This is a genomic window from Streptomyces sp. NPDC012825, assembly GCF_042900925.1.
In the GTDB taxonomy this organism is placed as follows: Bacteria; Actinomycetota; Actinomycetes; order Streptomycetales; family Streptomycetaceae; genus Streptomyces.
The window spans coordinates 968,713-991,657 of record NZ_JBIBBZ010000001.1 but is presented as its reverse complement, the minus strand read 5'-3'; the positions used below and the strand labels follow the sequence as shown (position 1 = coordinate 991,657).

Annotated in this window: 23 protein-coding genes; 8 read left to right on the top strand and 15 right to left on the bottom strand. The window is 71.9% G+C overall.

Annotated elements, in window-relative coordinates:
- Positions 1–83: 83 nt before the first annotated feature.
- A complete protein-coding gene (locus ACFY7E_RS04810) occupies positions 84–1,244 on the top strand; it encodes an ATP-binding cassette domain-containing protein (RefSeq protein ID WP_389480726.1) in 1,161 nt (386 codons plus the stop codon).
- A complete protein-coding gene (locus tag ACFY7E_RS04805) occupies positions 1,241–2,077 on the top strand; it encodes an ABC transporter permease subunit (RefSeq protein ID WP_389480723.1) in 837 nt (278 codons plus the stop codon). Before ACFY7E_RS04810 ends, ACFY7E_RS04805 begins: the two co-directional genes overlap by 4 nt.
- Before the next feature lie 12 nt (positions 2,078–2,089).
- Here ACFY7E_RS04805 and ACFY7E_RS04800 read toward each other — a convergent pair whose 3' ends face one another.
- Positions 2,090–2,416, bottom strand: coding sequence for an ATP/GTP-binding protein (locus ACFY7E_RS04800; RefSeq protein WP_389480721.1), 327 nt, complete (start codon positions 2,414–2,416; stop codon positions 2,090–2,092).
- 199 nt (positions 2,417–2,615) lie between these two features.
- Here ACFY7E_RS04800 and ACFY7E_RS04795 point away from each other — a divergent pair, with 199 nt between their 5' ends.
- Positions 2,616–3,650 carry an LLM class flavin-dependent oxidoreductase gene (locus ACFY7E_RS04795; protein WP_389480719.1) on the top strand — a complete coding sequence of 345 codons (1,035 nt, stop codon included), beginning with the start codon at positions 2,616–2,618 and terminating at the stop codon, positions 3,648–3,650.
- 118 nt (positions 3,651–3,768) lie between these two features.
- Here the strand turns inward: ACFY7E_RS04795 and ACFY7E_RS04790 are convergent, their stop codons facing one another.
- The gene (locus ACFY7E_RS04790; protein WP_383177249.1) at positions 3,769–4,161 is read right to left on the bottom strand and encodes an SCO5389 family protein; all 393 of its coding nucleotides are present in this window, start codon (positions 4,159–4,161) and stop codon (positions 3,769–3,771) included.
- A 247-nt stretch (positions 4,162–4,408) separates the two neighbouring features.
- Here ACFY7E_RS04790 and nucS point away from each other — a divergent pair, with 247 nt between their 5' ends.
- Positions 4,409–5,080 carry an endonuclease NucS gene (gene nucS, locus ACFY7E_RS04785; protein ID WP_383446548.1) on the top strand — a complete coding sequence of 224 codons (672 nt, stop codon included), beginning with the start codon at positions 4,409–4,411 and terminating at the stop codon, positions 5,078–5,080.
- A gap of 89 nt (positions 5,081–5,169) precedes the next feature.
- Here the strand turns inward: nucS and ACFY7E_RS04780 are convergent, their stop codons facing one another.
- The 3 genes from ACFY7E_RS04780 to ACFY7E_RS04770 all read right to left on the bottom strand — a co-directional run bounded on the left by ACFY7E_RS04780 (position 5,170) and on the right by ACFY7E_RS04770 (position 9,448).
- Entirely contained in the window at positions 5,170–7,854 is a 2,685-nt protein-coding gene (locus ACFY7E_RS04780; RefSeq protein WP_389480716.1) for an ATP-binding protein, read from the bottom strand.
- 232 nt (positions 7,855–8,086) lie between these two features.
- The gene (locus tag ACFY7E_RS04775; RefSeq protein WP_030210572.1) at positions 8,087–8,410 is read right to left on the bottom strand and encodes an STAS domain-containing protein; all 324 of its coding nucleotides are present in this window, start codon (positions 8,408–8,410) and stop codon (positions 8,087–8,089) included.
- Positions 8,411–8,599: 189 nt separating this feature from the next.
- On the bottom strand, positions 8,600–9,448 hold the full coding sequence (locus tag ACFY7E_RS04770; protein WP_389481058.1) for a 3-hydroxyacyl-CoA dehydrogenase family protein: 849 nt from the start codon (positions 9,446–9,448) through the stop codon (positions 8,600–8,602).
- Positions 9,449–9,688: 240 nt separating this feature from the next.
- Here ACFY7E_RS04770 and ACFY7E_RS04765 point away from each other — a divergent pair, with 240 nt between their 5' ends.
- Positions 9,689–10,261 carry a cob(I)yrinic acid a,c-diamide adenosyltransferase gene (locus tag ACFY7E_RS04765; RefSeq protein ID WP_389480714.1) on the top strand — a complete coding sequence of 191 codons (573 nt, stop codon included), beginning with the start codon at positions 9,689–9,691 and terminating at the stop codon, positions 10,259–10,261.
- Here the strand turns inward: ACFY7E_RS04765 and ACFY7E_RS04760 are convergent.
- Entirely contained in the window at positions 10,178–10,849 is a 672-nt protein-coding gene (locus tag ACFY7E_RS04760; protein WP_389480712.1) for a hypothetical protein, read from the bottom strand. The genes ACFY7E_RS04765 and ACFY7E_RS04760 overlap by 84 nt on opposite strands.
- Positions 10,850–11,054: 205 nt before the next feature.
- Between ACFY7E_RS04760 and ACFY7E_RS04755 the strand changes: the two genes are divergently transcribed.
- From ACFY7E_RS04755 to ACFY7E_RS04745, 3 genes are all read left to right on the top strand, one after another.
- Positions 11,055–12,215: a sensor histidine kinase gene (locus tag ACFY7E_RS04755; RefSeq protein ID WP_389481056.1), complete on the top strand. Its 1,161-nt coding sequence runs from the start codon at positions 11,055–11,057 to the stop codon at positions 12,213–12,215.
- Between the two features lie 103 nt (positions 12,216–12,318).
- On the top strand, positions 12,319–12,972 hold the full coding sequence (locus ACFY7E_RS04750; protein WP_383445353.1) for a response regulator: 654 nt from the start codon (positions 12,319–12,321) through the stop codon (positions 12,970–12,972).
- A gap of 205 nt (positions 12,973–13,177) precedes the next feature.
- Positions 13,178–14,944 (top strand): glycosyl hydrolase family 18 protein, encoded by a 1,767-nt coding sequence (locus tag ACFY7E_RS04745; protein ID WP_389481054.1) that lies wholly within the window; start codon positions 13,178–13,180, stop codon positions 14,942–14,944.
- Positions 14,945–15,075: 131 nt separating this feature from the next.
- On the opposite strand, the gene ACFY7E_RS04740 is transcribed toward ACFY7E_RS04745, so the two are convergent.
- The 9 genes from ACFY7E_RS04740 to atpB form a co-directional block, all read right to left on the bottom strand.
- A complete protein-coding gene (locus ACFY7E_RS04740) occupies positions 15,076–15,522 on the bottom strand; it encodes a DUF2550 domain-containing protein (protein ID WP_366371956.1) in 447 nt (148 codons plus the stop codon).
- A 142-nt stretch (positions 15,523–15,664) separates the two neighbouring features.
- Entirely contained in the window at positions 15,665–16,039 is a 375-nt protein-coding gene (locus ACFY7E_RS04735) for a F0F1 ATP synthase subunit epsilon (protein ID WP_356542744.1), read from the bottom strand.
- Positions 16,040–16,152: 113 nt separating this feature from the next.
- Positions 16,153–17,595, bottom strand: coding sequence for a F0F1 ATP synthase subunit beta (gene atpD, locus ACFY7E_RS04730; protein WP_383440647.1), 1,443 nt, complete (start codon positions 17,593–17,595; stop codon positions 16,153–16,155).
- Complete coding sequence (locus ACFY7E_RS04725; RefSeq protein WP_383440644.1) at positions 17,595–18,512, bottom strand: F0F1 ATP synthase subunit gamma; 918 nt, start codon at positions 18,510–18,512, stop codon at positions 17,595–17,597. Before ACFY7E_RS04725 ends, atpD begins: the two co-directional genes overlap by 1 nt.
- Before the next feature lie 20 nt (positions 18,513–18,532).
- Positions 18,533–20,131, bottom strand: a complete 1,599-nt coding sequence (atpA, locus tag ACFY7E_RS04720; protein ID WP_383440641.1) for a F0F1 ATP synthase subunit alpha — start codon at positions 20,129–20,131, stop codon at positions 18,533–18,535.
- A gap of 140 nt (positions 20,132–20,271) precedes the next feature.
- Complete coding sequence (locus tag ACFY7E_RS04715; RefSeq protein WP_383440638.1) at positions 20,272–21,087, bottom strand: F0F1 ATP synthase subunit delta; 816 nt, start codon at positions 21,085–21,087, stop codon at positions 20,272–20,274.
- Entirely contained in the window at positions 21,084–21,629 is a 546-nt protein-coding gene (locus ACFY7E_RS04710) for a F0F1 ATP synthase subunit B (protein WP_383440635.1), read from the bottom strand. The genes ACFY7E_RS04715 and ACFY7E_RS04710 overlap by 4 nt, the downstream gene beginning before the upstream one ends.
- 38 nt (positions 21,630–21,667) lie before the next feature.
- Complete coding sequence (gene atpE, locus ACFY7E_RS04705; protein WP_010474382.1) at positions 21,668–21,901, bottom strand: ATP synthase F0 subunit C; 234 nt, start codon at positions 21,899–21,901, stop codon at positions 21,668–21,670.
- 90 nt (positions 21,902–21,991) lie between these two features.
- Complete coding sequence (gene atpB, locus ACFY7E_RS04700) at positions 21,992–22,801, bottom strand: F0F1 ATP synthase subunit A (protein WP_356542736.1); 810 nt, start codon at positions 22,799–22,801, stop codon at positions 21,992–21,994.
- Positions 22,802–22,945: the final 144 nt, after the last annotated feature.

The following is a 22,945-nucleotide window of genomic DNA, read 5'->3' as shown; positions in this document are numbered from 1 at the left end:
GCTCCTAGCTCATACGGGGGGCTCCGGCCGACGGACGCCGCGCCCCGGCACGGATGCGACCGACCTGTCGATGGGGCTGCAGAATGATCGAGGCAGTCGGCCTGACGAAGCGCTACGGCGCCAAGACGGCCGTGTACGACCTTTCCTTCCGGGTGAGGCCCGGCGTGGTGACCGGCTTCCTGGGGCCCAACGGCTCCGGGAAGTCGACGACGATGCGGATGATCCTCGGGCTCGACCAACCCTCCGCGGGCCATGTGACGATCGGCGGCCACCCCTTCCGGCAGCTGCCGAACGCGCCCCGGCAGGTGGGCGCGCTCCTCGACGCCAAGGCCGTGCACGGCGGCCGGAGCGCGCGCAGCCACCTCCTCTCGCTCGCCCAGCTCGCCGGCATCCCGGCGCAGCGGGTCGACGAGGTCCTCGGCGTGGTCGGCCTCCAGGACGTGGCCAAGCGGCGCTCGAAGGGCTTCTCGCTCGGCATGGGCCAGCGGCTCGGCATCGCGGCGGCGCTCCTCGGCGACCCGCAGGTGCTGCTCTTCGACGAGCCCGTCAACGGTCTGGACCCCGAGGGCATCCTCTGGGTGCGGAACCTGATGAAGAAGCTGGCCGCGGAGGGCCGGACGGTCTTCGTCTCCAGCCACCTCATGAGCGAGATGGCGCTGACGGCCGACCACCTGATCGTGATCGGCCGGGGGCAGCTGCTCGCGGACATGAGCGTCAAGGACTTCATCTCGGCGAACTCCGCCGACTTCGCCCGGGTGCGGACGCCGGGGACCGAGCCGGCGCAGCGCGAGAAGCTGACGACGGTCCTGACGGAGGCCGGCGGCCAGGTCCTCTCCGAGCCGGACGGGGCGCTGCGGGTGACGGGCCTGCCGCTGCCGAGGATCAGCGACCTGGCGCACGGCGCGGACGTACGGCTCTGGGAGCTGTCCCCGCACCAGGCGTCCCTGGAGGAGGCGTACATGCGCCTGACGCAGGGCGCCGTGGACTACCGCTCCACCGACGACCGGCTGGCCCACCTCCAGCCGCCGCTCCAGCCCGGACAGCCGGGGTACGGGGTGCCGCCGCGGCCGGTGGCCCAGGACGTGCCGCAGCAGGGCTGGTACGCCCCGCCGCCGCCCGGACAGAACCCGTACGCCACGGCGGCGCCGCAGGCGCCCGGCGCACCCGGCCACGCGCCCGCGCCCGGCCCGTACGCCCCGCCGGTCACCCCCCAGCCGAGCGACACACCCGAGGACGCCCGATGACCGCCCCCGCCCACCCGCGGCACGCCCCGGCGCCGCACGCCTACGTCTCCCCCATCCCGGTCCGCCGGGCGCACCTCGGGGACGCCCTCGCCTCCGAGTGGACGAAGATCCGCTCGGTGCGCTCGACGGTGTGGACGCTCGGCGTCATGATCCTGCTGATGCTGACCATCGGCCTGGGCGTGGCGGCCATCGCCTCGGCCTCCGAGGAGCAGATGGGCGACGAGACGGCGCTCGCCTTCGGTTTCTTCGGGATGCTGCCGGCGTCGATCTGCGTGATCACGCTCGGGGTGCTCACGATCGCGTCCGAGTACGGCACGGGCATGATCCGCACGACGCTGACGGCCTGCCCGAGCCGGGCCCGGGTCCTGACGGCGAAGGCGATCGTCTTCTTCCTGCTGGTCTTCACGGTCACCACGGTGGTGGCGACGCTGGTCGCGCTCGCGCAGGTCGCCATGGTGGACGCGGCGGAGCCGACCGGGGGCGAGTGGCTGCGCTCGACGGTCGGCGCGGGCGCCTACCTGGCCGTGCTCGGCCTGCTGTCGCTGGCGATCGGCACGGTCGTCCGGCACTCGGCGGGCGCGATCACGGTGATGATCGGCCTGCTGCTCCTGCCGCTCGTGGCGGCCCTGTTCATGTTCTCCGAGGCGCTGAAGTCCGTGCAGACGTGGCTGTTCACGTATGCGATCCCCTCGCAGATGATCGCGCTGTACAGCTCGCGGCCGCCGTTCGGCGAGGACGGCCCGGCGGGCTGGGAGCCGCTGCTGATCATGGGCGGCACGGCGGCGGTGGCGCTCGCCGGCGCCTACGCCCTGCTGAACAGCCGGGACGTGTAGGCGGACGCCCCTTCAGTACCTCGGCGCGTTGCGGGACCGCTGCACCCGGCTGGTGCGGCGGTCCTTCGCGTTCCAGCAGGCCTTGTGCCAGTGGCGCCGGTCGTCCACTCCCCCGTACTCCGGCCAGGCGACCACGTGCGGGGCGCCGGACGGGATCTCCTGGTCGCAGCCCGGGCAGCGGTAGCGCTTGCCGGGCGTGCTGGCCCCGGCGACGAGGCGGACGCACCACTCCTCGCCCTGCCAGCTCTCGGTGCGCTGCGCCCCGCCGTACCGGTCGCCGTGGTCGTCCTGCGACGCGGGCTTCTCGCGGCCTCGGGCGCGGTTGTGACGCGGGGACACGGGCACACCTCACGGGATCGGGGAACACGGACGGTTCCCTCCAGCCTACGGGCCGCCACGCGGTGCCCCGGGCCCGGTGGACCGGGGCCCGGTCGAAAATCGCAGGAACTTCATGAACGGCCGTTGCCTTTGGCACGTGTCAGGCGTTGGTGCCAGTACGAGGGGGAGATCCGCGTCGGCCGCAAGGAGGCACAAGGCGATGCGCGTGGGTACGTTCGTTCTGGCCGCCCAGTTCCCGGGCCAGGGACAGAGTGAGGCGCTGCACCGTGCGGTGCGGACCGCCGAGGTGGCCGAGGAGGCGGGGCTCGACTCCGCCTGGCTCGCCGAGCACCACTTCGTGCCGTACGGGGTCTGTCCCTCGGCCGTGACCCTGGCGGCGCTGCTCCTCGGCCGCACCCGGCGGCTGCGGGTCGGCACGGCGGTGAGCGTGCTGCCGACCGTCCACCCGGTCGCCCTGGGCGAGCAGGCGGCGCTGCTGCACCTCACCTCGGGCGGCAGGTTCACCCTCGGGGTGGGCCGGGGCGGGCCGTGGGTCGACCTGGAGGTGTTCGGCGCGGGCCTGGAGGCGTACGAGGAGGGGTTCCCCGCCTCGCTCGACCTGCTGCTGCGCTGGCTGACCGAGCCGCGCGTCGGCGCCGAGGGGGAACGGTTCTCCTTCCGGGAGGTGCCGGTGGTGCCCCGGCCGGACGAGCTGATCGGCGGGGACGCGGCCCCGGAGGTGGTGGTGGCGTGCACCTCGCCGAAGAGCGTGCGGCTGGCGGCCGAGCGCGGGCTGCCGATGCTGCTCGGGATGCACTGCGGCGACGAGGACAAGGCCGAGATGGTCGCGGCCTGGGCGCGCTGGTCGCGGGAGTCCGGGCGGGACCCGGAGGAGACCGCCCGGATCGGCTCCCACCACGTGTCGGCGGGCGTGGCCCAGCTGGCGGACCGGCGCGAGGACGCGGTCGAGGCGCTGGTGAAGACGATGCCCGGCTGGCTGAGGCAGGGGCTCGACGCCCATGTGACGGTGGACGGCCGGCACCGGTCGATGCGGGACCCCGTGGCGTACACGGAGCTGCTGTGCGGGCTGCACCCGGTGGGCACGCCCCGGGTCGCGGCGGACCGGCTGGCGGCGACGGCGGAGCGCACGGGCATCACGCGCTTCGCCCTGCTCGCCGAGGGGTCGGGCGACCTCGCGGCGACCGAGGAGAACGTCCGGCGCCTCGGTGCGGAGGTCCTGCCGCTCCTGGTGTGAGGCGGCGCGGTTCCGCCCGTCCGGTGACCGTGCTGCCGCTCCGGCATCCCTTCGCGCCGGTGCGCGTCGACGCGCACCGGCCCCCTTCTCCCGCGACGGGGAGCGGCAGCAGCAGGTTTCAGCAGTCGCGCAGTTCCGGGGACTGGTTCAGGAGCTGTCCCCGGACGGAGGTGAAGCGGGCGAGCCGGTCGTCCACCGCCGGGTCCAGCGGGAAGACCGCCACCCGGTGGCAGTTCTGGAAGGCGAGACGCACGCCGAAGTGCCGCTGCAGGGCGCCGCGAATGGCGTCGCTCGCGAGTGCGCGCAGCAGCTGGCCGCGTGCCTGCTCGTTCGGCGGCGGCGTCTGGTTGTCGGCGAACTCTCCGCCGTCGACCTTCAGCTGGGCCACCAGAGAGCTGATCATCTCCCATGCGTAGGGCAGGGAGGTCCGGACGCAGTCGACGAAGTCGGCTTCGTCGACCTCGCCTCGCTCGGCCTGTTCCAACAGTGCCGGTGAGACGTCGAGCGACATGGGTTCTCCTCTCGACCCCGCGGACGGGGTCTTGCGGGCAGGGGCGAAGACCGGGCCGCGCGCACGCAGCGTGCACGGACGACGACCTCCGGCTTCCACGGTAAGCGCGCAGTCCTGACCGCACCAGAAGACGGGGAACACAACCGGCTGATAACCGACGGGTGTTCGGCTCATGAAGATCCCTGTCCGGGGTCCGGCCACCGCCCGGATCGCGCGGAGGAGCGCCCGTCTTGTAGCGTTGCCGACCATGCGTCTCGTCATCGCCCGCTGTTCCGTCGACTACGCGGGCCGGCTCACCGCCCACCTGCCCTCCGCGCCCCGTCTCATCCTGGTCAAGGCAGACGGCAGCGTCTCCATCCACGCGGACGACCGGGCGTACAAACCGCTCAACTGGATGTCCCCGCCGTGCACCCTCAAGGAGGGTGCCGACGCCGAGGCCGGCGTCTGGACCGTGATCAACAAAGCGGGCGAGAAACTGATCATCACGATGGAGGAGATCCTCCACGACTCCTCGCACGAGCTGGGCGTGGACCCGGGCCTCATCAAGGACGGAGTGGAGGCGCACCTCCAGGAGCTGCTCGCCGACCGCATCGAGACCCTCGGCGAGGGCTACTCCCTGATCCGCCGCGAGTACCCGACCGCGATCGGCCCCGTGGACATCCTGTGCCGGGACTCGGACGGCGCGACGGTCGCGGTGGAGATCAAGCGGCGCGGCGAGATCGACGGCGTCGAGCAGCTGACCCGCTACCTGGAACTGCTCAACCGCGACCCGCACCTGGCGCCGGTGAGGGGCGTCTTCGCGGCGCAGGAGATCAAGCCGCAGGCGCGGGTCCTCGCGACGGACCGCGGCATCGGCTGCGTGGTCCTCGACTACAACGCCCTGCGCGGCATCGAGGACGACAAGCTGCGCCTGTTCTAGGAGCGGCGGTACGGAGACGGGGCCGGCCCCCGGGTGTGTTCACCGCACCCGGGGGCCGGCCCCGTCTCCGTCCTCATGCCGTCACGGAGTCAGGCGGGAGTCCCCGTGGCGGTGGAGTCCGCGGGGGCGGGCGGGCCGCCGAGGGGGGCGGAGGCGGAGTTGCTGGGGTCGTCGTCCCCCTCCGCCGGGGAGCTGGCCGTGGTGGAGGGGCTGGGGCTCTCGGACGGGGTGTCGCTCGGCGACTCCGACGGGGGCCCGGTCGGCGTCGACGGCGTGGAGGAACTCGGCTCCGGGGACGTCGTCGTCGGACGCGGGCCGCCCGTCGTGGTCGGCCCCGTCGACGGGGCGGTGGGCCGTGCCGTCTCCGTCGGGGACGTCGTGGACGACGGGCCGTCCGAGGACGGCGAGGAGGAGGACGGGCCGTCGGTGGCGCCGGGGCTCGTGGAGGAGGGCGGCGGGGCGTCGCCGGAGCCGGCGGGGCTCGGGGCGCCGGAGCCGGCGGGCGCTTCCGTCTCCCCCGGTGCGGCGTCCTCGGGCGTCTCGCCGGCGTCGGTCTCGTCGTCGGGGACGCCCTGGGTGGGGGTGCTGTCGGAGGTGACGCGCTGCGGGGCCGGGTCCTCGCCGTTGCCGGAGGTGGCGCCGAGGGTCACGACGGTGCCGAGGACGGCGACGAGGAGTGCGCCCGCGCCGACGGCGACGAGGTTGCGGCGGGCGCCGTGGAGGATGCCGGCCCCGAGGCCGGGGCGGCCGTCGCCCCGGGCGGGTTCGGGGCGCGCGGCGGGTGCCGGGCCCTTGCCGGCGGAGGCGGAGGCGGAGAAGCCGGGGAAGGCGGGGGCCGGGCCGCGTACGGGGCCGCCGGGCAGCGGGGCCGTGACCGGCTCCGGGCCCGGGAGGGCGGCGGGGCGGGCGGCCGGGGTGCCGCGCGGCGGGGAGAGGGGTTCCTCGGCGCGGAGCGCGGCCGGGGCGGTGTGCTCCCGGGAGAGGTCGGCGACGAGGGCGAGCGCCCGGCGGCCGGCGACGGTGCCGCGCTTGTCGGCGAGCACCCCGCGCATGCCGATGGAGGCCTCCAGTTCGGCGCGGGCCCGCTCCAGGTTGCCCGCGCAGATCGCGAGGACGCCGAGTTCGTGGTGGAAGTAGGCCTCCTCCGCGACGTCCCCGGTCAGCCGGGCGGCCTCCTGTCCGGCGCGCAGGGTCCGCTCCCAGGCACCCCAGTGGAGTCCGGCGGCGAAGGCGGGGGCGGCGGCGCGGGCGAGGAGGACGGCGGTGGCCCGGTACTCGGCGGCGGTCTCGGCACCGTCGCCGTGAGCGGTGCCGCCGGTGGTGCTGCCGGCGGTGCCGTGGGCGTTGCCGGGGGCGGAGAGGAGGGGGGTGAGGGCGGCGAGCAGGGCGTCGGCCTCGGCGGCGGCCCGCTCGGGGGTGACGGAGGGGTGGGCGGCCCACCAGGCGTAGTGCTGGGCGGCGGTGTGGGCGCGGTCGGCGGCCTCGTGCTCGTACCCCTGGGCGAGGAGCTGGGTGAGGACCCCGGCGGCGAGCCGGTGGCGGGGGCCGGACGGGGAGAGCAGGCCGCAGGCCAGGAGTTCGCCGAGGGCGGCGTCGGCGCGGGTGTCGCCGACCAGGGCCGGCAGGTGGGCCTGGTGCGGGACCTCGCCGCCGAGGGCGACGGCGAAGCGCAGGGCGGTCTGGGCGGAGCGGCTGAGCCGGGAGGCGAGGAGGGCGGCGGGGGCGGCGCCCTCGCCGAGGCTGGGCAGGGGTATCTCGCGCAGTTCGACGTCGGGGTCGGTGACGCCGTCGAAGGCGGCGGCCGCGGCCTTCGCCGCCGCTTCGGGGTCGGTGGGCCCGAAGGCCTCTTCGAGGGCGCCGAAGGCGTCGAACTCGGCGGGGGTGACGCGCAGTCGGTCGCGCTGGCGGAGCAGGGCGCCGGCCTGGACGAAGCGGAGGGGCAGGCCCTCGGACTCGAACCACAGGTCGCCGGCCCAGTTGGCCTCCTCGTCGGTGAGGGTGCGGCCGACGGCGCTCTCCAGGAGTTCGAGGGCGGCGCCGCGGCCGAGGCCGGCGAGGAGGACCTCCTCCAGGTGGGCGCCGGCCGAGGGCGCGGGGGTGTCGGGGGTGACGGCGAGCAGAAAGGCGCACTCGGGGGCGGCGGCGAGGAGTTCGTCGAGGGCGGCGCCGCCGAACTCCAGGTCGTCGACGACGACCACGGCGCCGACGTCGCGGAGCCGTTCGAGGAGTTCGGGCCGGTCGGGGCGGTGGCCGGGGGCGTGCCGGACGGCGGTGAAGAGCTCGTGGAGGAGTTCGCCGGCGGTGCGGTGGCGGCCGGAGAGGCGGACGACGCCGTCGGGGGCGAGGCCGGCGCAGTCGGCGGCGACCGCGTCGAGGAGGGCGGTGCGGCCGGAGCCGGGGACGCCGAGCAGCCGGGCGGAGCGGCCCCGGCCGAGGATCGCGACGAGCCGCTCGCGCTCCTCCCGGCGTTCGAGCAGCGGCAGGGCGGGGGCCGCCGGGCCGGGCGGTACGGGCGGGGCGGCGGCGCGGGCGGCCTCGGCGCGCTCCTCGGGGGTGCGGGGGCGGGGCGCCTCCGGCTCGTATCCGGGCGGGCAGGGTTCGATCTCGCTGCCGTCGACGGGGTTGACGGTGAGGAGGAGGCCGCCGGAGACGAGCCGGACGACGCGGGCACGCGCGGGCGTGGACGCGGGTGCGGGCACGCCACGGCCCTGGCGGGCCTCCTCGCCCTCGGTGTCGTGACCGTACTCCTGCGACCCAGGGTTGATCGGGTCCATGGTCCTAGCCCCCAAGAAGCGGTGTGCGGGCCCGCCGGGTGGGTCGCGTCCTCGTGCGGACGGCCAATGTGCGGACGGCCGAAACCCTAGACCGTGGCCGGACGGCCGGGAACAGTCGGGGTGGACCCGAGACCAAGACGTCATGGTCTCGTGAGGATCGGGCGTGACGCCCGGTTCGCGCCGCCGGTCCGGTTCGCCGGTCCGCCCGGGGTCTTCCCCGGGGAGCGGGGCGTCAGACCCGGGGCAGCGACTCCAGGGCGAGGCCGCCCTCGATGGCGAGGATGCGGTGCAGCCGGGTGGCGACGAGGAGGCGCTGCATCTGGGGCGGCACCCCGCGCAGGACCAGGCGCCGGCCGCAGCGGCCGGCCCGCCGGTGGGCGCCCATGATGACGCCGAGCCCGGTCGCGTCCCAGGAGTCGAGCCCTGTCAGGTCGAGCACCAGGTCGCCGACTCCGTCGTCGACGGCCGAGTGCAGGACCGTACGGGCGTCCGCCGCGCTGCGGACGTCGAGGCGGCCCCCGACGACCAGCTCGACGTGGTCGCCCCTGATGTGCATATGCGCTCCCCGAGAGTGCTCCGTCTTCGCAACAACTGACTGCCGCGTCGGCAGAAGCGTTGCGCCTTGTCAGCGATCCGGTACCGAAATTCACCCCACGGAGTGAGGCGGGGCGGGCGGGCCGGGGCCGGCACCCGCTCCGTGGGCCCGTGTGCCCGTACGAATGGAGGCCCCGACAGCCCCGACCGCTCAGTACGTGTAGTAGCCCTGCCCGCTCTTGCGGCCGATGTCACCCGCGTCCACCATCCGGCGCATCAGCTCCGGCGGCGCGAACTTCTCGTCCTGGGACTCGGTGTAGATGTTGTTCGCCGCGTTCACCAGGATGTCGATGCCGGTGAGGTCGGCGGTGGCGAGCGGGCCCATGGCGTGGCCGAAGCCGAGCTTGCAGGCGGTGTCGATGTCCTCGGCGGTGGCGACGCCCGACTCCTGGAGCTTGGCGGCCTCGACGACGAGGGCGGCGATGAGCCGGGTGGTGACGAAGCCGGCGACGTCGCGGTTGACGACGATGCAGGTCTTGCCGACGGACTCGGCGAACTCGCGGGCGGCGGCGAGGGTGGCGTCGCTGGTCTTGTAGCCGCGCACCAGTTCGCAGAGCCGCATCATCGGGACCGGGGAGAAGAAGTGGGTGCCGACGACGGCCTCGGGGCGCGCGGTCACCGCGGCGATCTTGGTGATCGGGATCGCGGAGGTGTTGGAGGCGAGGACGGCGCCGTCCTTGGCGACCTTGTCGAGCGAGCGGAAGATCTCGTGCTTGACGTCGAGGTCCTCGAAGACGGCCTCGACGATCACGTCGGCGTCCGCGACGGCCTCGAGCTCGGTGGTGGCGGTGATCCGCCCGAACGCGGCCTCCGCGTCGGCGGCGTCCAGCGTGCCCTTGGCGACGAAGCGCTCGTACGACGCTCGGATGCCGTCGGTGCCGCGGGTCAGGGCGGCGTCGGTGACGTCCCGCAGGACGACGTCCCAGCCCGCCTGTGCCGAGACCTGCGCGATGCCGGACCCCATGAGTCCGGCCCCGATGACGGCGAGCTTCCTGGCCACGATGTTCCACCCCTCCACGCCTGTTCACTTCTGGCTCTCCGGCGGAGATTAGCGGTCCGGGGCCGCCATGTGACCGCTAAGTAATGCGCGTCACGCCCTCTTTGACGGACGTCACACTCGCGACAGGCGGCGGGCGCGGCCGTGCGGACTCGTACGGCGTACGTCATGACCTGGTGCGGCCCGCGGTGACGATCGGCACACGGGCGTTCCGGAGCGCGGGCGCCTGACTACGCTGGCGGCATGGTCAATCTGACGCGCATCTACACCCGTACCGGCGACAAGGGCACCACGGCGCTCGGCGACATGAGCCGGACCGCCAAGACGGATCTGCGGATCTCGGCCTACGCCGACGCCAACGAGGCGAACGCCGTGATCGGTACGGCGATCGCCCTCGGGAAGCTCGACGAGGAGGTCGTGAAGGTCCTGGTCCGCGTCCAGAACGACCTCTTCGACGTCGGCGCGGACCTCTCCACCCCCGTCGTGGAGGACCCGGAGTACCCGCCGCTGCGGGTGGAGCAGTCCTACGTCGACAAGCTGGAGGCCGACTGCGACCGCTTCCTGGAGGAGCTGGAGAAGCTGCGCTCCTTCATCCTGCCGGGCGGCACGCCCGGGGCGGCGCTGCTGCACCAGGCGTGCACGGTGGTCCGGCGGGCGGAGCGCTCCACCTGGGCGGCCCTGGAGGTGCACGGCGAGACGATGAACCCGCTGACCGCCACGTACCTCAACCGGCTATCGGACCTGCTCTTCATCCTCGCGCGCACGGCCAACAAGGAGGTCGGGGACGTCCTCTGGGTCCCGGGCGGGGACCGCTGAGGCCTGCTCGGGGGCCTTCTCCGGGGTTTCCTCCGGGGACTTCTCCCGGGCTTCCGGCGGGGCCTTCTTCGGCCAGAGCGCGTAGCTGAGCGCGATCAGGCCGTGGATGCCGGCCGCCCGCCAGGCGACGAGGATCCAGCCGCGCAGGCTCTCGGTGTTCCCGTCGTCGCCGACGTACCAGGTCGCCAGGAGCAGCAGGACCGAGGCGACGGCGGCGGCGGTCACCGAGCCGAGCCAGACCGCGCCCTCGTGGCGGGCGCGGGCCATGCCGTACCGCGGGGGCTTCGGGGGCGGCGGGGCGCCGCCGAGGCGGTGGGCGGCGTGGCCGTCGAGCCACTTCACGGTCCGGTGGCCGTGGCCGACGGTGTAGCCGATGTACAGGGCGGCGAGGCCGTGCCGCCAACCGGGGTCCGCGCCGTTCTCGAGGTCGATCGCGGTGACGGCGAGGAGCAGGACCTCCAGAAGCGGTTCGCACAGGAGCAGGGCCAGGCCCGTCCGGGGCATCCTCAGCAGGTAGCGGACGGCGAGACCGGCGGCCAGCAGGACCCAGAAGCCGACCTCGCAGACGACGATCAGCGTGACGATCACGAGGGTTCCCCTTTCGGTTCCCCTCAGCGTCCCGCCGGCCCGGGCCGGTTTCGTCGTCGCCGGTGACGAATCCCGTCTACATCCTTCGACGGAGGGGCGGATCGGCCCGGACGAGGAGGCCCGGGCGAGTACGGCCGTGTTGGATGAGTACGTGACGCCCCGCCTCCCGGTGACGCTCCTCCGCCCGCACCGCTTCGACCTGCTCATGGGCTCCCTGGGGCTCGCCTGCGGGCTGCTCCTGTGGTCCTTCGGCCTCTACACGACGGACGGCCGCCTCTTGGGGCAGCCGTGGGCGCCGCTGATCCCGCTCGCGGTGACGGCCGCGGCGGAGGTGATGCGCCGGACGCTGCCGCGGACGGCGCTGACCGCCGCCACGGCCGCGGTCGTCGCCGACCAGTTCACCCACGGGAACCTGGTCACGATCCTGATGTTCACGGACGTGGTCTACGCGGCCGTCGTGTACGGGAACCCCGCCTCCGCGCGCCGGATCCCGTACTCGACCGGGCTGGTCACGGTCGCGGTGACCGTCGGCTTCCTCGTCTGGTGGCAGAACGCGATCGCCCTGGTCGTCGGGGTGCTCACGGGCATGGTCTCCTTCATGCCCGCCCTGACCGGCGCCGCCGTGCGCAACCACCGGGAGGCGGCGGAGGCGGCCCGGCTGCGGGCCGAACAGACGGCGCTGCTCGCCGAGATGGACCGGACGCAGGCGGTGGCGGCGGAGCGGGCCCGGATGGCGAGGGAGCTGCACGACGTGGTCGCCAACCACCTGTCCGCGATCGCGATCCACTCGACCGCCGCGCTCTCGCTCGACGAGCCGGACACGACCCTGCGGGCGCTGACCGTGATCCGGGAGAACAGCGTGGCGGGCCTGTCGGAGATGCGCCGGCTCATCGGGCTGCTGCGGGAGAGCGGCGAGGGGGCGGAGCCGGCGGCCGCGCCGACGCTCGCCGCCCTGGACGCGCTGGTCGCCCGGGCCGGGGCGAACGGCGGGGCGAGCGGTCTGTCCTTCGTCCTCGACGACACCCGGGAGGAGGGGCCGGGGCTCCCCGCGCCGGTGGAGCTGGCGGCGTACAGGATCGTGCAGGAGTCGCTGACGAACGCGCTCAAGCACGCGGCGCCGGGCGAGGTCCGGGTGCTCCTCGCCCGGGAACCGGGCGCCCTCGCGGTCGAGGTGACCAGTCCGCACGGGGAGCGTCCGGGGCCGACCGCGCCCGGCTCGGGGGCGGGCCTGGTGGGGATGCGGGAGCGGACGGCCCTGCTCGGCGGGGCCTTCGAGGCGGGCCCGGTGACGGACGGCGGGGGACGGAGACGGTGGCGGGTACGGGCCGAGCTGCCCGTGGACGCGAGCGACGAGGGCCGCGCGTGAGGACGCGACCGGAAGCCGACGGGAAGCGGGCGCGTGACGGTGCGGACGGCGGTCGCCGAGGGAGAGGCATGACGACGTGGACGGCAGTCGCCGGGGAGCGGGCATGACGGTGCGGGTGGTGGTCGCCGAGGACCAGAGCGCGGTGCGGGCGGGGCTGGTGCTCATCCTGGGCAGCGCGCCGGACGTCGAGGTGGTCGGGGAGGCGGCCGACGGGGAGCGGGCGGTGGAGCTGGCGCGCGAGCTGCGCCCCGACCTGGTCCTGATGGACGTGCAGATGCCCCGGATGGACGGGGTGACGGCGACCGGGATCGTGGTCGCGGAGGGCCTCGCGGACGTGCTCGTCCTGACCACCTTCGACCTGGACGCGTACGTCTTCGGGGCGCTGCGGGCGGGGGCCGCGGGCTTCCTCCTGAAGAACGCGGACGCCCGGGAACTGATCGAGGCGGTACGGACGGTGGCGCGCGGCGAGGGGCTGATCGCCCCGGCGGTGACGCGGCGGCTCATCGCGGAGTTCGCCGCGTCCGGACGGCCCTCCCCGGCGGAGCGGGGGACGGACCCCGCCGTCCTGGACGCCCTGACGCCCCGGGAGCGCGAGGTCCTGTCGGCGCTCGGCCGGGGCCTGTCGAACGCGGAGGTCGCAGTACGGCTCGACATGGCGGAGGCGACGGTGAAGACGCACGTCAGCAAGGTGCTCGGGAAGCTGGGGCTGCGGAGCCGGGTCCAAGCGGCGGTGCTCGCACAGGAGTTGGGCGTGTAGGAGAGCACGCCGACTTTGGTCTGGACCTCTTGACGATTGGTCCAGACCTTCCTACGCTCGCGGGGCGCGCGCATCTCCACGGACCACCCCCACCCCGTCCGCAACTTGAGGAGCACCGTTGAGCACTCAAGCACCGACGCGCAGAGCAGGGTTCAGACACCGGGCCGCTGCCGGTCTGACCGCCCTCGTCCTGCCGCTGGCCGCCATGGTCGGCCTCGCCACCCCCGCCGAAGCGGCCACCTCGGCCACGGCCACCTACACCAAGACCCAGGACTGGGGCTCCGGCTTCGGCGCCAGCTGGACCATCAAGAACACCGGCACCACCACCCTGACCTCCTGGACCGTCGAGTGGGACTACCCCACCGGCACCTCGGTCACCTCCGCGTGGGACGCCTCCGTCACCAGCTCCGGCACCCACTGGACCGCCAAGAACGTCGGCTGGAACGGCACCCTGGCCCCCGGCGCCTCCCTTTCCTTCGGCTACAACGGCGCGGGTTCCGGCGCGCCCAGCGGCTGTAAGATCAACGGCGCCCCGTGCGACGGCTCCACCCAGCCCGAGCCGGGCGACAAGGCCCCCTCCGCACCCGGCACCCCGGTCGCCTCGAACGTCACCAACACCTCGGTGAAGCTCACCTGGACTGCGGCCACCGACGACAAGGGCGTCAAGAACTACGACGTGCTGCGCAACGGCACGAAGGTCGCCACCACCACGGCCCTCACCCACACCGACACGGGCCTGACCGCCGGCACCGACTACAGCTACACGGTCGTCGCCCGCGACACCATCGACCAGACCGGCCCCGCCGCCGGCCCCGTCTCGGTCCGCACCACCGGCGGCCCGGACGTCCCGCCGCCTCCGAACGCGGTCAAGCTGGGCTACTTCACCAACTGGGGCGTCTACGGGCGCAACTACCACGTGAAGAACATCGTGACCTCGGGCTCCGCGTCGAAGATCACCCACATCAACTACGCCTTCGGCAACGTCCAGGGCGGCAAGTGCACCATCGGCGACTCCTACGCCGACTACGACAAGGCCTACACCGCCGACCAGTCGGTCGACGGCGTCGCCGACACCTGGGACCAGCCGCTGCGCGGCAACTTCAACCAGCTCCGCAAGCTGAAGAAGGCCTACCCGAACATCAAGGTCCTCTGGTCCTTCGGCGGCTGGACCTGGTCCGGCGGCTTCGGCCAGGCCGCGCAGAACCCGGCCGCCTTCGCCCAGTCCTGCTACGACCTGGTCGAGGACCCGCGCTGGGCCGACGTCTTCGACGGCATCGACCTGGACTGGGAGTACCCCAACGCCTGCGGTCTGACCTGTGACACCAGCGGCCCGGCGGCCTTCAAGAACATGATGCAGGCCATGCGCGCCAAGTTCGGCGCCAACAACCTGGTCACCGCGGCCGTCACGGCCGACGGCTCCGCGGGCGGCAAGATCGACGCCGCCGACTACGGCGGCGCCGCCCCGTACTACGACTGGCTCAACGTCATGACGTACGACTTCTTCGGCGCCTGGGAGGCCAAGGGCCCGACCGCCCCGCACTCCCCGCTGACCTCGTACGCCGGCATCCCGCAGGCGGGCTTCAACTCCGCCGACGCGATCGCCAAGTTCAAGGCGAAGGGCGTCCCGGCCAGCAAGCTGCTGCTCGGCATCGGCTTCTACGGACGCGGCTGGACCGGCGTCACCCAGTCCGCCCCCGGCGGCACGGCGACCGGCGCGGCGCCCGGCACGTACGAGGCGGGCATCGAGGACTACAAGGTCCTCAAGAACTCCTGCCCGGTCACCGGCACCATCGCCGGCACCGCGTACGCCCACTGCGGCACCAACTGGTGGAGCTACGACACCCCGGCCACGGTCACGTCCAAGATGTCCTGGGCCAAGTCCCAGGGCCTGGGCGGAGCCTTCTTCTGGGAGTTCAGCGGTGACACCACCAACGGCGAGCTGGTCGGCGCGATCAACAGCGGCCTGAGCTAGCCCACGAGGGAACGAAGAAGCGGGGGACGGCGCAGCACGCCGTCCCCCGCTTCCGTCGTGTCACAGGCCTACGCGACGTTCACCCTCCCCCGGACTTCGTCCGGGGGACCCCCGTTCGACGGGCAAGGAATTCAGGCGACATTCACCCGTTGCCCGGGAGGCGCCGCCTCCAGCCAGGCCATGAAGCCCGTCCGGGCGTCCTCGCTCATCGCGAGCTCCAGGCGGACGCCCTCGTACATGCAGGGCTGGATCACCGCGTCCGAGAGCAGCGCGAGCTCCTCCTCGCCCGCCGGCGTCCGGCGCTCCAGGGCCACGATGGAGGAGCGCTCCAGGACCCGGCGCGGGCGGGGCGCGTACGAGAAGACGCGGAACCAGGCGATCTCGTCACCGCTGTAGCGGGCGACGCCGTACACCCAGCCCTTGCCGGCCGGATCCGGCTCGTCGGGAACGTTCCAGCGCAGGGAACAGTCGAACGTCCCCCCGGCCTTCTGGATCAGTCTCCGGCGCAAGCCGAAGACGAAGAGCCCGATCACCACCAGTGCGACGACCAGGCCGCACACGAGCAGAGCGAGGAACATCTTCACCGACCTCCTCGCCGCGTCCCGTAGCCGGACCAGCCGGCCGAACCGAATACAACCTGCACCTGCATCGCCTCAGCCGCGGCACGGTCTGGAAAATTCCAGCCGTGCCGCGGCTGAGGGCACTACTCCGCGCGGACCGTCAGCGGCCCGCCACCGCGCGCAGCCGGACATCGGCGCGCCGCTCGGCGGCGGCGTCGGAGTCCGACTTCGCGCGCTCCAGGGCGCGCTCGGCGCGCTGGGCGTCGATCTCGTCCGCCAGCTCGCAGACCTCCGCGAGCAGGGACAGCTTGTCGTCGGCGAACGAGATGAATCCGCCGTGGACGGCGGCGACGACGGTCTCGCCCTCGCTCGTACGGATGGTCACCGGGCCCGACTCCAGCACACCGAGCAGCGGCTGGTGGCCGGGCATGACGCCGATGTCGCCGGAGGTGGTACGCGCGATGACCAGGGTGGCCTCGCCGGACCAGACACTCCGGTCCGCGGCGACCAGCTCGACGTGCAGCTCAGCGGCCAAGGGTGGCTCCTCGGGTCACCACCCGGCGGTCGTGCCGGGTGTTGGGGTCGATTCTAAGGGGCGTGGAGAGGGGGGCGGGACGGATCCCGCCCCCCTCGAGGCGAGCACGGGGCTCAGGAGACGCCGAGCTCCTTGGCGTTCTTCTTGAGGTCCTCGAGACCACCACACATGAAGAAGGCCTGCTCCGGGAAGTGGTCGAACTCACCGTCGCAGATCGCGTTGAACGCGGCGATCGACTCGTCGAGCGGAACGTCCGAACCGTCCACACCGGTGAACTGCTTGGCGGCGTGGGTGTTCTGCGACAGGAAGCGCTCGACGCGGCGCGCGCGGTGGACGACGAGCTTGTCCTCCTCGCTGAGCTCGTCGATGCCGAGGATCGCGATGATGTCCTGGAGGTCCTTGTACTTCTGCAGGATCCCCTTGACGCGCGTGGCGGCGTCGTAGTGCTCCTGCGCGATGTAGCGCGGGTCCAGGATCCGGGACGTGGAGTCCAGCGGGTCCACGGCCGGGTAGATGCCCTTCTCGGAGATCGGACGGGAGAGAACCGTCGTCGCGTCGAGGTGGGCGAAGGTGGTCGCCGGCGCCGGGTCGGTGAGGTCGTCGGCGGGGACGTAGATCGCCTGCATCGAGGTGATCGAGTGACCACGGGTCGAGGTGATGCGTTCCTGGAGGAGACCCATCTCGTCGGCCAGGTTCGGCTGGTAGCCCACCGCGGAGGGCATGCGGCCGAGCAGGGTCGAGACCTCGGAACCGGCCTGGGTGAAGCGGAAGATGTTGTCGATGAAGAACAGCACGTCCTGCTTCTGCACATCGCGGAAGTACTCCGCCATGGTCAGACCGGCGAGGGCCACGCGCAGACGGGTGCCCGGGGGCTCGTCCATCTGGCCGAAGACCAGGGCGGTCTTGTCCAGAACGCCGGACTCCTCCATCTCCGCGATGAGGTCGTTGCCCTCACGCGTGCGCTCGCCGACACCGGCGAAGACGGAAACGCCCTCGTGCAGCTTGGCCACACGCATGATCATTTCCTGGATCAGAACGGTCTTGCCGACACCGGCGCCACCGAACAGACCGATCTTTCCACCCTTGACGTACGGGGTGAGGAGGTCGACGACCTTCAGGCCGGTCTCGAACATCTCGGTCTTCGACTCGAGGTCCGCGAACGCCGGGGCCTTGCGGTGGATGGACCAGCGCTCACCGACCTCGGACTCGGCCTCGGGCTCGTTCAGGATCTGACCCAGCGTGTTGAACACGCGACCCTTGGTGACGTCGCCGACGGGCACGGTGATGCCGTCGCCGGTGTCGACCACGGGGGCCTGGCGGACCAGGCCGTCGGTGGGCTGCATCGAGATGGTGCGGACGAGGCCCTCACCGAGGTGCTGCGCGACCTCGAGGGTCAGCGTCTTGAGCTTGCCCTCCTCGGCCGGGTCGGCGACCTGGACGTGCAGGGCGTTGTAGATCTCCGGCATCGCGTCGACGGGGAACTCCACGTCGACGACCGGGCCGATGACCCGGGCGACGCGGCCCGTGGCGGCGGCCGTCTCAACAGTGGTCGTCATTACTTGTCACTCCCCGCGGTCGCGTCGGCCAGGGCTGCGGTGCCACCGACGATCTCGCTGATTTCCTGGGTGATTTCGGCCTGGCGGGCCGCGTTGGCAAGTCGGGAGAGGTTGTTGATCAGGTCTCCCGCGTTGTCGGTCGCCGACTTCATCGCGCGGCGCGTGGCGGCGTGCTTGGAGGCGGCCGACTGGAGCAGCGCGTTGTAGATCCGGCTCTCGACGTAGCGCGGCAGGAGGGCGTCGAGGACGTCCTCCGCCGACGGCTCGAAGTCGTACAGCGGACGGAGGGTGTCCGTCTCGCCGGCCTCCTTCGCCACCTCGTCGAGGCTGAGGGGCAGCAGCCGGGCCTCGATGGCCGTCTGGGTCATCATCGAGACGAACTCGGTGTAGATGATGTGGAGCTCGTCCACACCGCCCTCGGCCGTGTCCTTCTCGATCGCCTTGATCAGCGGAGCCGCGATCTTCTTGGCGTCCGCGTACGTGGGCTCGTCCGTGAAGCCGGTCCACGTGTCGCTCAGCTTCCGCTCACGGAAGTTGAAGTGCGCGACACCGCGGCGGCCGACGACGTAGACGTCGACCGCGCGGCCCTTGCCCTCCAGCTCCTTGATGAGCTTCTCCGCCGCCTTGATGGCGTTGGAGTTGAAGGCGCCGGCCAGACCGCGGTCGCTCGAGAGGAGCAGGACCGCGGCACGGCTCGGGTTCTCCGACTCGGTGGTCAGCGGGTGCTTGTCGTTCGCACCCGTGGCCACCGCCGTGACCGCGCGGGTGAGCTCGGTCGCGTACGGAGTCGACGCCTGCACCTTGCGCTGCGCCTTGACGACACGCGAGGCGGCGATCATCTCCATCGCCTTGGTGATCTTCTTCGTCGCGGTGACGGATTTGATGCGACGCTTGTAGACCCGGAGCTGCGCTCCCATGAGTCAGGTCCCTTCCGTCGTCACTTCGAGACGTTGACGGCGGCAGGGGCGTCCTCGCCGAGCAGCTTGCCGTCAGAGGTCTCGAACTGCTTCTTGAACTCCGCGATGGCGTCGGCGACGGCCGTCAGGGTGTCGTCGGACATCTTCTTGCCCTCGCGGATGGAGGTCATGAGACCGGAGTGGTTCTGGCGCAGGTACGCCAGGAGCTCGGCCTCGAAGCGACGGATGTCGGCGACCGGGACGTCGTCCATCTTGCCGGTGGTGCCGGCCCAGACCGAGACGACCTGGTTCTCCGTGGGCATCGGCTGGTACTGAGCCTGCTTGAGCAGCTCGACCATCCGCTGACCGCGCTCCAGCTGCGCCTTCGAGGCCGCGTCCAGGTCGGAACCGAAGGCCGCGAAGGCCTCCAGCTCGCGGAACTGGGCGAGGTCCACGCGGAGGCGGCCGGCGATCTGCTTCATCGCCGGGTGCTGGGCGGAGCCACCGACTCGGGAGACCGAGATACCGACGTTCAGGGCCGGGCGCTGGCCGGCGTTGAACAGGTCGGACTCCAGGAAGCACTGGCCGTCGGTGATGGAGATGACGTTGGTCGGGATGAACGCCGAGACGTCGTTGGCCTTCGTCTCGACGATCGGCAGACCGGTCATCGAGCCGGCACCCAGCTCGTCCGAGAGCTTCGCGCAGCGCTCCAGGAGACGCGAGTGCAGGTAGAAGACGTCACCCGGGTAGGCCTCACGGCCCGGCGGGCGGCGCAGCAGCAGCGACACGGCGCGGTAGGCGTCGGCCTGCTTCGACAGGTCGTCGAAGACGATCAGGACGTGCTTGCCCTGGTACATCCAGTGCTGACCGATGGCGGAACCGGTGTACGGCGCCAGGTACTTGAAGCCGGCCGGGTCGGACGCCGGGGCGGCGACGATCGTCGTGTACTCGAGCGCGCCGGCCTCTTCCAGGGCGCCGCGGACGGACGCGATGGTCGAGCCCTTCTGGCCGACGGCGACGTAGATGCAGCGGACCTGCTTGTTCACGTCGCCCGAGCGCCAGTTGTCGCGCTGGTTGATGATCGTGTCGACGCACAGCGCGGTCTTGCCGGTCTGACGGTCGCCGATGATCAGCTGGCGCTGACCGCGGCCGACCGGCGTCATGGCGTCGACGGCCTTGTAGCCGGTCTCCATCGGCTCGTGCACCGACTTACGGGCCATCACGCCCGGGGCCTGCAGCTCGAGGGCGCGGCGGCCCTCGGTCGCGATCTCGCCGAGACCGTCGATCGGGTTGCCGAGCGGGTCGACAACGCGGCCGAGGTATCCCTCGCCGACACCGACGGAGAGGACCTCGCCGGTGCGCTGCACCGACTGTCCCTCCTCGATGCCGCTGAACTCGCCGAGGACGATCGCACCGATCTCGCGCTCTTCGAGGTTCAGCGCGAGACCGAGGGTGCCGTCCTCGAACTTCAGCAGCTCGTTCGCCATGGCCGAGGGAAGACCCTCGACCTTCGCGATGCCGTCGCCGGCCAGGCTGACCGTGCCGACCTCCTCGCGCGAGGCCGCGTCCGGCTGGTACGACTGGACGAAGTTCTCCAGTGCGTCCCGGATCTCCTCCGGCCGGATCGTGAGCTCCGCCATCTGGGTTCCCTGCTCTCCTTGTTGGGCCCGAAGTTTCTTAAGGGGTCTGGGGGCCGACCCCCAGGAATCTTCTGCAATCTCTGCACGGCCCAACCGGGCCGCTGGTGATGCTGTGATGCTGTTCTGCTGTGGTGACCGCGTCAGCCGGCCAGTCGACGGGTCGCCTCGTCGAGGCGCTCCGCGATGGTGCCGTTGATGACCTCGTCGCCGACCCGCACCGTGATCCCGCCGAGGACCGCGGGGTCCACGTCCAGGTTCAGGTGCATCTCGCGGCCGTACAGCTTGGCGAGGACGGCACCGAGGCGCTGCTTCTGCCGGTCCGACAGCGGCACCGCCGAGGTGACGACCGCGACCATCCGGTCCCGGCGCGCCGCGGCGAGCTTGGACAGGGACTCGAGTCCCGCTTCCAGGCTACGTCCCCGGGGCTGGGTCACCAGACGGACGACCAGGCGCTCGGTGGTCGCGTGGACCTTGCCGCCCAGCAGGCTGCGGAGCAGCGTGCTCTTGGCGGTGCCCGTGGCGGCCTTGTCCGTCAGCGCCGAGCGGAGCTCGTTGCTGGAGGACACGATCCGGGCGAAGCGGAACAGCTCGTCCTCGACGTCGTCGAGCGCGCCCGCCTTCTGCGCCGCGGTGAGGTCGGCGGTGTTCGCCAGCTCCTCGGTCGCGTCGACCAGGTCGCGCGAGCGCGACCAGCGGGAACGGACCATCCCGGAGACCAGGTCGGCGGTCTCGCCGCCCACCTGACCGGTCAGGAGTCGCTGCGCGAGTGCGGCCTTGGCCTCACCCGGCTGGGCGGGGTCGGTCAGGACCCTGCGCAGCGACACCTCGCGGTCGAGCAGCGCGGTGACGGCGGCGAGCTCGTTCGCGAGCCTCGTCGCGTCGACCGGGGTGTTGTCGGTCAGCGCGTCGAGGGACCCGCGTGCGGCGGCCAGTGCCTCACGGCTCGCTCCGTTCATCGGACGGCCTCTGCCTTCTCCTCGAGCTCGTCGAGGAAGCGGTCGATCGTGCGGCTCTGGCGGGCGGTGTCCTGGAGGGACTCGCCGACCAGCTTGCCGGCCAGATCGGTGGCGAGCTTGCCCACGTCCTGGCGCAGCGACGCCGACGCGGCCTTGCGGTCCGCCTCGATCTGCGTGTGGCCGGCCGCGATGATCTCCTCGCGCTGGCGCTGGCCCTCCGCCTTCATCTCCTGGATGATCGCGGTGCCCTGCTCCGTCGCCTCCTGGCGAAGACGCGCGGCCTCGTGGCGGGCCTCGGCGAGCTGGGCCTTGTACTGCTCCAGCACACTCTGAGCCTCGATCTGGGCCGACTCGGCCTTCTCGATGCCACCCTCGATGGCCTCGCGGCGCTCGTCCAGAACCTTGTTGATGTTCGGGAGGAGCTTCTTGGCGAGGAACCCGAAGACGATGACGAAGGCGATCAGGCCGATGACGAGCTCGTCGAGATGCGGGATGAGCGGAGGCTGCTCCTCCGCCGCTGCCGCAAGAAGCAGAGCGTTCACATCAGTGCCTTCCGTAAAAGTGGGGCTGTCGGTCCGGCTTACTTGTAGACGAAGCCCATGACGATGCCGATGAGGGCGAGCGCCTCACAGAAGGCGAAACCCATGATCTGGTTGGTACGGATCAGGCCGGCAGCCTCGGGCTGACGGGCGAGGGCCTGGGTGCCGTTACCGAAGATGATGCCGACGCCGACGCCGGGGCCGATGGCCGCGAGGCCGTAGCCGATGGAGGCGACGTTTCCGTTGACGGCGGCGAGAGTCTCGAGAGCGGACATGCCGGTTCTTCCTTCTCTTTCAAGGACCCGGTGGGGGTTGGCCACCGGACGACTGTTGGTTGGGGGTGTGCTGCCGGGTCAGGGCCGGACTCAGTGGTGCTCGGAGAGCGCGCCCTGGACGTAGCTGCAGGCCAGGAGCACGAAGACGTACGCCTGGACGGCCTGGATGAAGAGCTCGAAGGCGGTCATCACGAGGACCATCACGAACGAGGCGCCGGCGTAGACGAAGCCCAGGCCGTTCATGAGGTACCAGGTGGCCAGGGAGAACATCACGATGAGCAGGTGACCGGCGAACATGTTCGCGAACAGTCGGACCGCGTGCGTGAAGGGCCGGATGAGGAGGTTCGAGAAGAACTCGAGGACGACGACCATCGGGAGGATCGCGCCGAGCGACTTGTCGTAGCCGACGATGTTCTTCCAGCCGCCCACGAAGCCGTGCTTCTTGAAGGTGAGCGAGATCCACATGACGTACACGATCAGCGCGAGACCGGCCGGGAAGGCGATCAGCGAGGTGACCGGGAACTGGGCGAGCGGAACGATCGACCAGAGGTTCATGATCCAGACGAAGAAGAACAGCGACACCATGAAGGGGACGTACTTCTCGCCGTCCTTCTTGCCGATGATCTCGTAGACGATGCCGCGACGCACGAAGTCGTATCCGGCCTCGCCGACCATCTGGAGCTTGCCGGGGATCAGCTTGGGCTTGTTGAAGGCGGCCCAGAAGAACCCGACGACCACGATCGAACCCAGGATCGCGAGCAGCATCGGCTTGGTGAAGTCGAAACCGCCCACGGAGAAGATGGGCTCGTACATGAACGTGTGCAGGCCCGGCGCCGGGAAGCCACATCCGGTGAAGATGTGGCAATCCGGGTCGAAGGCAAGCGTCTGGTCAGCACTCACCGCGGGCTCCTTCAGCGTGGCGCATAGGTACGGCAACCTCGTTGTGTCGGCGCGGCACGCAGCCGCGGGTCGGCACTGGACTGGTCTTACGGATAAGGGGGCGGCGGTCAGGCATCGAGCCTCGCGCTGGGACAGGCGTCTCGG